The organism is Hymenobacter mucosus (assembly GCF_900188255.1).
GTDB classification, from domain to species: domain Bacteria; phylum Bacteroidota; class Bacteroidia; order Cytophagales; family Hymenobacteraceae; genus Hymenobacter; species Hymenobacter mucosus.
On sequence record NZ_FZNS01000005.1, the window covers coordinates 461223 to 469435 of the forward strand.

Sequence of the window (8213 nt, forward strand, 5' to 3'; positions counted from 1 at the left end):
GCCTAGCCGCGCGCTATCGTTAGGAGCCTGTTAGATATTGACAGAATGCAAAAAGGGCACCAGGCCCCCTCCGACCCGATGCCCTTTTCTGAGGGTGCGCAGCGCAATTAATGCGCCGATTGAGCTAACACGCTGTCAGGTTCGGCTAGCTGCTCTACCGTGGTTGGGGCCACGTAGTTGTCAATAAATTCCCCTTCCCACCGGGCTACTACCGCTGAGGCCAAGCAGTTGCCAATAACGTTTACGGCCGTGCGGGCCATATCCATCAGCGCGTCGATGCCCAGGATGATGAACACCGGCCACGCAGGGAGGTTAAACGAGGCCACGGTAGCCAGCAGAATCACGAGGGAGGCACGGGGCACGCCGGCTACTCCCTTGCTGGTAAGCATAAGGGTAAACACCATCACAAGCTGTTGCCCAAACGACAGCTCAACCCCAGCTGCTTGGGCCACGAAAATAGATGCCAGCGAGAGGTAGAGCGTGGTACCATCAAGGTTGAAGGAGTAGCCCGTGGGCATTACGAAGGCTACAATGCGACGCGGTACGCCAATGCTTTCCATGGCCTCCATGGCGCGCGGCAGGGCTGCTTCGGAGGAGGTAGTAGCAAACGCAATGCTTACGGGCTCCGCAATGGACAGCACAAACCGCTTGAGCGGGATGCGAGCAATAAGAGCAATAGGCACCAGAATGAGCACAAGGAAGGCCGCCAGCGCCCCATACAGAGTTAGCAGGAGCTTAAATGCATTGAGCAAAGGGGCAAACCCCATTTTGCCTACCGTGTAGGCCAGTGCTCCTCCTACTCCCAGGGGAGCAAAGAACATTACCACGTTGGTAAACTTGAACATTACCTCCGAGAGGCTTTCGGTCCATTGCAGCATGGGGAGGCGGTGCTTCTGGTGGACCATGGCTAAGCCAATAGCGAAAATGATGGCGAAGATTACTACCTGTAGCACCTGCCCTTCGGCCACCGACTTGGCAATGTTCTCGGGGAAGATGTGCAGGATAATGTCCGAGGTTGTCTGCTTAACGGTAGCCAACTGCTCCTGATCGGCTTGAATGCCGCTACGGTCTACGCCTTCGCCAGCCCGGGTGAGGTTGATGGCTCCCAGCCCGATAAATAGCGCGAAAGTGGTTACAATCTCAAAGTAAATGAGAGCCTTGAGGCCCATACGGCCTACCTGTTTCAGGTCGGCGTGGCCGGCAATACCAACTACCAGCGTAGCAAATACCAGCGGGGCAATAATCGTTTTTACCAGCCGCAGGAATACGTCGCTGAGCACTTTCAGGCTCACTGCTTGCGCGGGGAAATCGTGCCCAATCTCGGCCCCGATAAACATGCTCACCACAATCCAAAACGTGATGGAGCGGCGCTGGAAGGCCAGCACCAGCATGGAGAGAAGAAACAGCCAGCGGGCTACCAAAGGCACCGTCGGGGATAAGGCGCCGCCGTTGGCAACTAGGGCCGTGAGGGCAGCAGCCACAATGAACAGAATAAAAACAAGGAGTGCGAGTCGCGAAAACTTCATGCGCAGCAGTCGGGGAAGTAAATGGCAGGAATGCAGCAAAGATAGGTTTTTGGCGCGGGCAGTACAGTGTAGCTGCCGCCGGAACATAACTACCATGTGGAGAGCTACCGTATAGCAAGAAAACGGACCACTGATTTGCCTGGGGCAAACCTACCGTTAAGTTCTCCTGTACTACCTTGGTTGTTCATTTGCTTACTCCCTCAGCTCCCGTTCATGCTTGTCTGGTCGCTCACCCCTCTTACGCTACCGCTTCGCTACACCTGGAAAATTTCCCGCAACGCTGCCGATGTTAAAACCAACCTGCTCCTGCACGTGCTGGATGAGGCAGGCGGACCAATAGGCTGGGGGGAGGCCGCACCCAACGTGCGCTACGGCGAAACCCCGGAAGCACTACAAGCCGAGTTTGAAGCACTGGTAGCAGCAGGGTTAGGGCACTGTCGTTCCCTGCCCGAGCTAACCGAGTTCCTAAGCGTGCGGCCTCCAGCCCACGCGCTCCGCTTCGCGCTGGAGTCGGCGCTGGTACACTGGGAAGCCGCCCGGGCGGGACAATCCGTGGCGGCGTGGCTGGGACTACCTCCGCCCGCGGCGGCCGTACCCACGGCGGCTTCTTTGCCCATTATGGAGCCGGGTGCAGTAGCGGCGTTTGTGCGGGAGCACAACATCGGCCGTTTTCCACTCCTGAAAATTAAAGTAAACCGCGAAGGAGCCGTAGACTTATTACGGGAGGTGACGCGCCTGTTTCCCGGCCGCGACCTACTCATTGACGGCAACGAAGCCTGGTCCGACGCCGACAGCTTCGCCCGCGACTGGGAAAGTATTCGGGCCTTGCCGGGCCTGCAAGTTCGGCTGGTGGAGCAACCCCTGCCGGCCAACCAAGCTGAGGGCTACTGGGCCTTGAAGGGCAAAGTGGGCTGCCCCGTGTTTGCGGATGAGTCGGTGACAGACGTAGCGGACTTTGCCGAAATTGCCCGTCAGTTCGATGGCGTCAATATGAAGCTGATGAAGGCGGGTGGCTACCTCAACGGCCTGCGTATTTTGCGCGAAACGCGGGCCCACAGTCTTCAAACCATGCTTGGTTGCATGGTAGAAACCTCCTTGGGAATTTGGTCGGCCCTGCAAGTCAGCTCCCTAGCCGGCATCTGCGACCTGGATGGCTTCCTAATTCTGCAAAATGAGCCGTTTGAGCTGGTAGGAGAGGAGCAAGGATTCTTGCGTCCGTACGGAGAGCAGCCCGCTTTATAGCGAAGCGGTGCCCGGTTTGCTACCACCTAGCCGAACAGAACCTGTTGGTGATGGCGGCCAGGCTCCGTGTATGTATAGCGCAGCGGTAGGCCGCAGTGGGTGCATATCTGCTGCACGAGAGTTAAGCCTAAGCCTACACTTTCGGCCGGGCTATCGGGGGCGGTACGCATGCGCTCAAACAGCCCCGTATCCAGCAACGACTGAGCACGCCCCGTATTCTCTATCGTGAGCGAACTGGTAGTAAGAGTTACGGCAAGCTGCCCATTTGTATGGTTGTGGCGAATGGCATTGACAAGCAGGTTGCTGACCAGAACTTCCAGCAGCACGCGGTGCATGCGTAGCGGAACGGACGCGGCCAAGGAAGTAGTCAGCGTAATACCTCGGGCCGAAAGCTGATCTTGCAACTGGACTAACTGTGCCCGGACAACACCCGCCATATCAACTAGTTCGGTGGGGAAATACAGCTGGCTGTCGAGCTGGGCTAGGAGCAGCAAGCTTTTAGTAAGGTGAGTAAGCCGGTGCGTCACGCTCATCATGCGCTCAATGTAGCCGGCCTGTTCCTCCGTGAGGCCCGGCGCCTGCACCAGCAAATCGAGCTGAGCACGCAGGATGGCCAGCGGTGTTTGTATTTCGTGGGCGGCGTTTTCCGAAAACTCTTTCTGGTGCCGGTACACCCGCTGGTTTTGGCGCAGTAGCAGTTGTACTGCCTCGTACAACTCCCGAAATTCTCGCACTTGAGTGGGCGGCAGCGTTATGGGCTGGCTGCGGTTGAGCTTATACTTCTGCAACTGGTTGAGAAGGTAGTAGAAAGGCTGCCACAAGCGGCGGTTAAGCACCACCTGCAAGCCTAGCATACCCAGACCCAGCACTCCAAACAACCCAACTCCCGTAAGGGCCATGCGCCACAATAGCCCTTGCGTATCCAGCAACGACAAGCGGATTTGTAATTCATATGGCCGTCCCTGAAATGTAATGGGGGCCGCAAGTTGGCGGTAGGGCTGCACCTTGCCAGTTAGCTCGTTGTACATGATGCGCTGGCCGATGCGGTCGGGCTGGCGGGCTGGTAGAGTAGGCAGTGGCACGAACTCCACGTTGTGGTCTAGCTGGTGCCAGTAGGCCAAATCAGCGGGGCTGTGCAAGTAGAGGCGTAGGGCCTTGAGCACCCGCAGTTTGCGCCGGCTCAGGGTGCGGTCTACGTAGCCATAGTACAGTTTATGAATAACCTCGAAGTATACGAACGTGCCCGCCCCCGCCACCACACTAGCATATAGCAAATAGATTAGCGTAGTACGGGTTAGGAGTTTCATGGGCGTGATACAATGCTGTGGCAGGTAGGCGGCTACCCCTGTTCGGCGTCGAAGCGGTAGCCCAGGCCATACACCATGCGGATGTAGTTGGGCGCGCCGGCTTCCGTGAGCTTGCGCTTGAGGTTCTTCACGTGGGCATATACCGTTTCAAACGTGTCAAATTGCTCGGCCGCATCCCCCGATAAATGTTCGGCAATGGCACCCTTGCTAATAACCCGGCCTTGGTTGGCCAGCAAGAGTAGAAGCAAGTCGAATTCCGTGCGGGTAAGGCTGAGCGGCTGGCCGGCCACCGTAGCAGCGCGGCGTGCCACCTCTACCAGCAACTCCCCCACCCGCACCTCGTTGGTACCATCAAAGCGGCGGCGCCGAACGATGGCCGCCACGCGGGCACTAAGCTCGGGCAGGAAGAAGGGCTTTGGTAGGTAATCGTCGGCCCCGAGGTGCAAACCCGCAATTCGGTCGTCAACCGCGCTGCGGGCGGAGGTGATGATAACCCCCGCCGCCGGACGCTGCCGCTTTAGCTCCTGTAGCAGCGTCAGGCCGTCGCCACCAGGCAGCGTCAGGTCCAGCAGAATACAGTCGTACTCATACAGTAGCATTTTTTCCTGGGCTTGGTCGAAGGTAGCCGCTAGCTCGCACACGTAGTGCTGCCCCCGCAGGTAGCTTTCTAGGCCTGCCGCCAGCTCCGGCTCGTCTTCAACAATCAACAGTTTCATGGCTGGAGGAGGGGTAGGGTAGTGGGTAAACGGGCGAATAAGTAACTGCTCACTTTTAAAAGCAGGCAAAAGCAGCGTCTTCCAAATGTATTCTAAATCGACGAGTACTATCGCTCTATGATTTGGCTACGCGCCGCTGCTCTAGTCTCATTCCCACCCTTTACTCTCATCCAATGCTCTCATTGCTAGGCTTTCTAATGATCAGTACGTTTATGTACCTGATCATGTCCAAGCGCATGTTTGCCATGACGGCGCTTATTCTGATTCCTATTTTGTTTGCCTTGATTGGCGGATTTCGGGCCGAGATTGGGGATATGATGCTGGACGGCGTGAAGAAGATTGCACCCACCGGGGTCATGCTCATCTTCGCAATTATGTATTTCGGTATTATGACCGACGCGGGCCTCTTTGACCCCATCGTAGCCAAGATTCTGAAAGTAGTGGGCGGCGACCCGCTCAAGGTGGTTATTGGAACGGCCGTGCTGGCCCTGGCCGTGTCGCTGGATGGCGACGGGACAACCACCTACATCATTGTGGTAGCAGCCATGCTGCCTCTCTACCGGCGCCTGCACATGAACCCGCTGGTGCTCACCGCCACGGCTTTTCTGTCGAGTGCGGTAATGAACATTTTGCCCTGGGGCGGGCCCACTGCCCGCGTGCTTTCGGCCCTGCACCTCGATAGCTCCGAGGTATTTACGCCCCTTATTCCGGCCATGGTAGTAGCCGCCGGCTGGGTACTATTCGTGGCCTATATCTTCGGTAAGCGGGAGCGAAAACGCCTGGGAATCATTCAGATTGATGAGAATGCCGAGGAACTGGTGGCCGAAGCCAACCACGAGGATGTAAGCCTGCGCCGCCCCAAGCTGCTGTGGGTAAACGCCCTGCTTACGCTGGCGCTGCTAGTAGGCTTGTTTATGGATGTGGTGCCGCTACCCGTGCTGTTCATGACGGCTTTTGCCCTGGGTATGCTCATCAACTACCCCCGCCTGAGTGAGCAGCGCAACCGCCTCAACGCCCACGCCGGCAACGCCATGATTGTGGCCGGTATGGTCTTCGCGGCCGGTATTTTCACCGGTATTCTGGCGGGCACGAAGATGGTAGATGCCATGTCGCTCACCATTGTTACGCTCATCCCCAACTCCTTAGGGCCGCACTTGCCCATTCTTACGGGCATTACCAGTGCCCCTTTCACCTTTTTCATGAGCAATGATGCCTACTACTTCGGTATTCTACCCTTGGTGACCAAAGCGGCCACGCAGTTTGGGGTAGGGGTAGCCGATATGGGGAAGGCCTCCTTGCTGGGGCAATCGGTGCACTTGCTGAGCCCATTGGTGCCCTCCACTTACTTGCTGGCTGGCTTGGCTGGTGTCGATTTTGGTGACCACCAGCGCTTTACGCTGAAGTGGGCTTGCGGCACCGTGGTCGTCATGCTCATTACCTGCTTGCTGCTCGGGGTAGTGCCCATCTAAGCACTGCCTAGCTACCCACTTTCTAGCGCCAGAAAATGCCTCCGCCTGGCGGGGCGTATGGCTCCCTGTGCTTACGGGGGAAGGAGTGGGACAGGCCCCGCCGAATCTATTGCTGTCTTCTTCCCACATCCCACCACAATTCCCATGAAACTGAATGTGCTTTTTCTAGTAGTAGGTGCCTGGCTGCTGACTACTACGGCGCTGGCGCAAGGCGATAAAGCCAAGTACAGCAGCTGGCTGCAATACAACGGCACCTGTGCCTTAGGCCCGCGCTTCGACGTAAACACGGTGCTGCAATACCGGAGCTACAATACATTTGGCGATTCGCGCCTCTTGCTGGGTAATGCCAACTTGCAGTATAACCTTAAAAGCCTACCCGCTTCCGTAGCCGCAGGCTACATGTACCTGCAACTGCGGCCATTTTCTAACCCGGAGGAAACGGAGAAATTTGACCGCCGCGAAAACCGGCTGTACCAGCAGCTCATCGTCAACAACAAGTTTGGCCGCTCCCGCCTGTTGCACCGCTACCGCGTGGAGGAACGCTGGACGGCCGCTGGCTTTGCCATGCGCTTTCGCTACCTCGCCTCCTTACGCGTACCGCTGGGCCCGCGCACTATTGAAAACGCCTCGTGGTACGCTACGCTGAAAGACGAAATTCGCATTAGCGACGGCCCTCAGCCCTTCGATAGTAACCGCATTTGGGCCGGTGTAGGCCACGTGTTCAACAAGAACCTGGGGGTAGAAGGCCTGTGGATGACCCAGCTTGAGGCGGGCGGCAACCATAACCATTACGTAGCCCTACTCATTCGCCACGACTTTGGGTGGCCGGACGCGTTGCCTACTCGGCGGCCGCGCTTTCTACCGCAGTAAATATTCTTTTCCATTCCGCATGAACAGCCACCTGCAAGAAATACTCGACAATCCTTTGGCGGCGCTAGCCATTGTGGGTAACCTCGTTATCATCGAAAGCCTGCTCTCCATTGATAACGCTGCCGTGCTGGCCACTATGGTCGGCGATTTGCCTAGGGAACAGCGAAAGAAAGCGTTGCAGTACGGCATCATTGGAGCCTACGTGTTTCGGGGGCTGTGTATTCTGTTTGCTTCTTACCTCATTCGGTTCTGGTTCCTGAAACCTCTGGGTGGCTTGTATCTATTCTACCTAGCTGCCGACCACTTCCGGTCGAAGGATGCGGGTTCAGACGATGATGAGGGGGTTGACAAGCAGCAGAGCTGGTTTTACCGCAGTACCCTGGGCCTATTTGGAAAGTTTTGGGCCACGGTGGCGTTGATTGAGCTGATGGACTTGGCCTTTTCTATCGACAACGTGTTTGCCGTGGTGGCCTTCACCGACAACCTAATTCTGATTTGTGGGGGCGTATTCATTGGCATTCTGGCCATGCGCTTAGTGGCGCAGGCCTTCGTGCTGCTGATGGGCAAGTACCCGTTTCTGGAAACGGCTGCCTTCGTGGTTATTGGTATTTTGGGCCTGAAGCTGCTGCTTTCCCTCTTTGAGCATTTCCAGCCCCACCACCCCTTCAGCCACTTCCTGAGCAGCGAAGCCGCCGATGCAGGCCTTACCGTGCTCACCGTAGCCGTGTTTGCCGTACCTCTATTCACCTCCTGGGTAAAGCAGCAGATAGCCAAATAAAATTGCCCCTACCTCGCGCGTAGCTGGAGTAGGGGCAATACTGTTAGTATACCTGGGAAAGACTACACGGCAACCGCCACGGTGGGGGCGCCAGCCAGGATATCAGCAGTGGCGAAGTCGGCAAATTTGTGGAAGTTAGCCACAAACTGCTCGGCCAGTTCAGCGGCCGTTTTGTCGTAGGCCTCCACGTCGGCCCAGGTCTGGCGCGGATCGAGCAGGGCGCTGGGCACGCCGGGCACCGTGGCCGGTACGTCCACGCCAAAGACGGGGTGGCGGTGATAGGCAACGGCGTGGAGCTGGCCGTC

7 protein-coding genes and 1 pseudogene are annotated in these 8213 nt (G+C 57.2%); 4 read left to right on the forward strand and 4 right to left on the reverse strand.

Features of this window, described 5'->3' with window-relative positions:
- Window positions 1-107 precede the first annotated feature (107 nt).
- A complete protein-coding gene (locus CHB83_RS14635) occupies window positions 108-1526 on the reverse strand; it encodes a dicarboxylate/amino acid:cation symporter (protein ID WP_045689020.1) in 1419 nt (472 codons plus the stop codon).
- Window positions 1527-1739: 213 nt separating this feature from the next.
- On the opposite strand from CHB83_RS14635, the gene CHB83_RS14640 reads away from it, so the two are divergent.
- Entirely contained in the window at window positions 1740-2768 is a 1029-nt protein-coding gene (locus CHB83_RS14640; protein WP_089333147.1) for an enolase C-terminal domain-like protein, read from the forward strand.
- 26 nt (window positions 2769-2794) lie between these two features.
- On the opposite strand, the gene CHB83_RS14645 is transcribed toward CHB83_RS14640, so the two are convergent.
- Together CHB83_RS14645 and CHB83_RS14650 are read right to left on the reverse strand one after the other, a co-directional pair.
- Window positions 2795-4075: a sensor histidine kinase gene (locus CHB83_RS14645; protein WP_089333148.1), complete on the reverse strand. Its 1281-nt coding sequence runs from the start codon at window positions 4073-4075 to the stop codon at window positions 2795-2797.
- A gap of 32 nt (window positions 4076-4107) precedes the next feature.
- A complete protein-coding gene (locus CHB83_RS14650; protein WP_045689019.1) occupies window positions 4108-4791 on the reverse strand; it encodes a response regulator transcription factor in 684 nt (227 codons plus the stop codon).
- Window positions 4792-4913: 122 nt separating this feature from the next.
- Between CHB83_RS14650 and CHB83_RS14655 the strand changes: the two genes are divergently transcribed.
- The 3 genes from CHB83_RS14655 (at window position 4914) to CHB83_RS14665 (ending at window position 7908) form a co-directional block, all read left to right on the forward strand.
- Window positions 4914-6260 carry a CitMHS family transporter gene (locus CHB83_RS14655; protein WP_317044793.1) on the forward strand — a complete coding sequence of 449 codons (1347 nt, stop codon included), beginning with the start codon at window positions 4914-4916 and terminating at the stop codon, window positions 6258-6260.
- A 144-nt stretch (window positions 6261-6404) separates the two neighbouring features.
- Window positions 6405-7130: a DUF2490 domain-containing protein gene (locus CHB83_RS14660; RefSeq protein ID WP_052695289.1), complete on the forward strand. Its 726-nt coding sequence runs from the start codon at window positions 6405-6407 to the stop codon at window positions 7128-7130.
- Window positions 7131-7149: 19 nt separating this feature from the next.
- Entirely contained in the window at window positions 7150-7908 is a 759-nt protein-coding gene (locus CHB83_RS14665) for a DUF475 domain-containing protein (RefSeq protein WP_089333151.1), read from the forward strand.
- 62 nt (window positions 7909-7970) lie between these two features.
- Here CHB83_RS14665 and CHB83_RS23840 read toward each other — a convergent pair.
- A pseudogene (locus CHB83_RS23840) lies at window positions 7971-8213 on the reverse strand (phosphoenolpyruvate carboxykinase (ATP)); the annotation flags it as partial.

Coding starts and splice junctions, on each gene's coding strand:
- CHB83_RS14645 (WP_089333148.1), bottom strand. CDS start 4,075: ATGAAACTCCTAACCCGTACTACGCTAATCTATTTGCTATATGCTAGT.
- CHB83_RS14640 (WP_089333147.1), top strand. CDS start 1,740: ATGCTTGTCTGGTCGCTCACCCCTCTTACGCTACCGCTTCGCTACACC.
- CHB83_RS14650 (WP_045689019.1), bottom strand. CDS start 4,791: ATGAAACTGTTGATTGTTGAAGACGAGCCGGAGCTGGCGGCAGGCCTA.
- CHB83_RS14660 (WP_052695289.1), top strand. CDS start 6,405: ATGAAACTGAATGTGCTTTTTCTAGTAGTAGGTGCCTGGCTGCTGACT.
- CHB83_RS14665 (WP_089333151.1), top strand. CDS start 7,150: ATGAACAGCCACCTGCAAGAAATACTCGACAATCCTTTGGCGGCGCTA.
- CHB83_RS14635 (WP_045689020.1), bottom strand. CDS start 1,526: ATGAAGTTTTCGCGACTCGCACTCCTTGTTTTTATTCTGTTCATTGTG.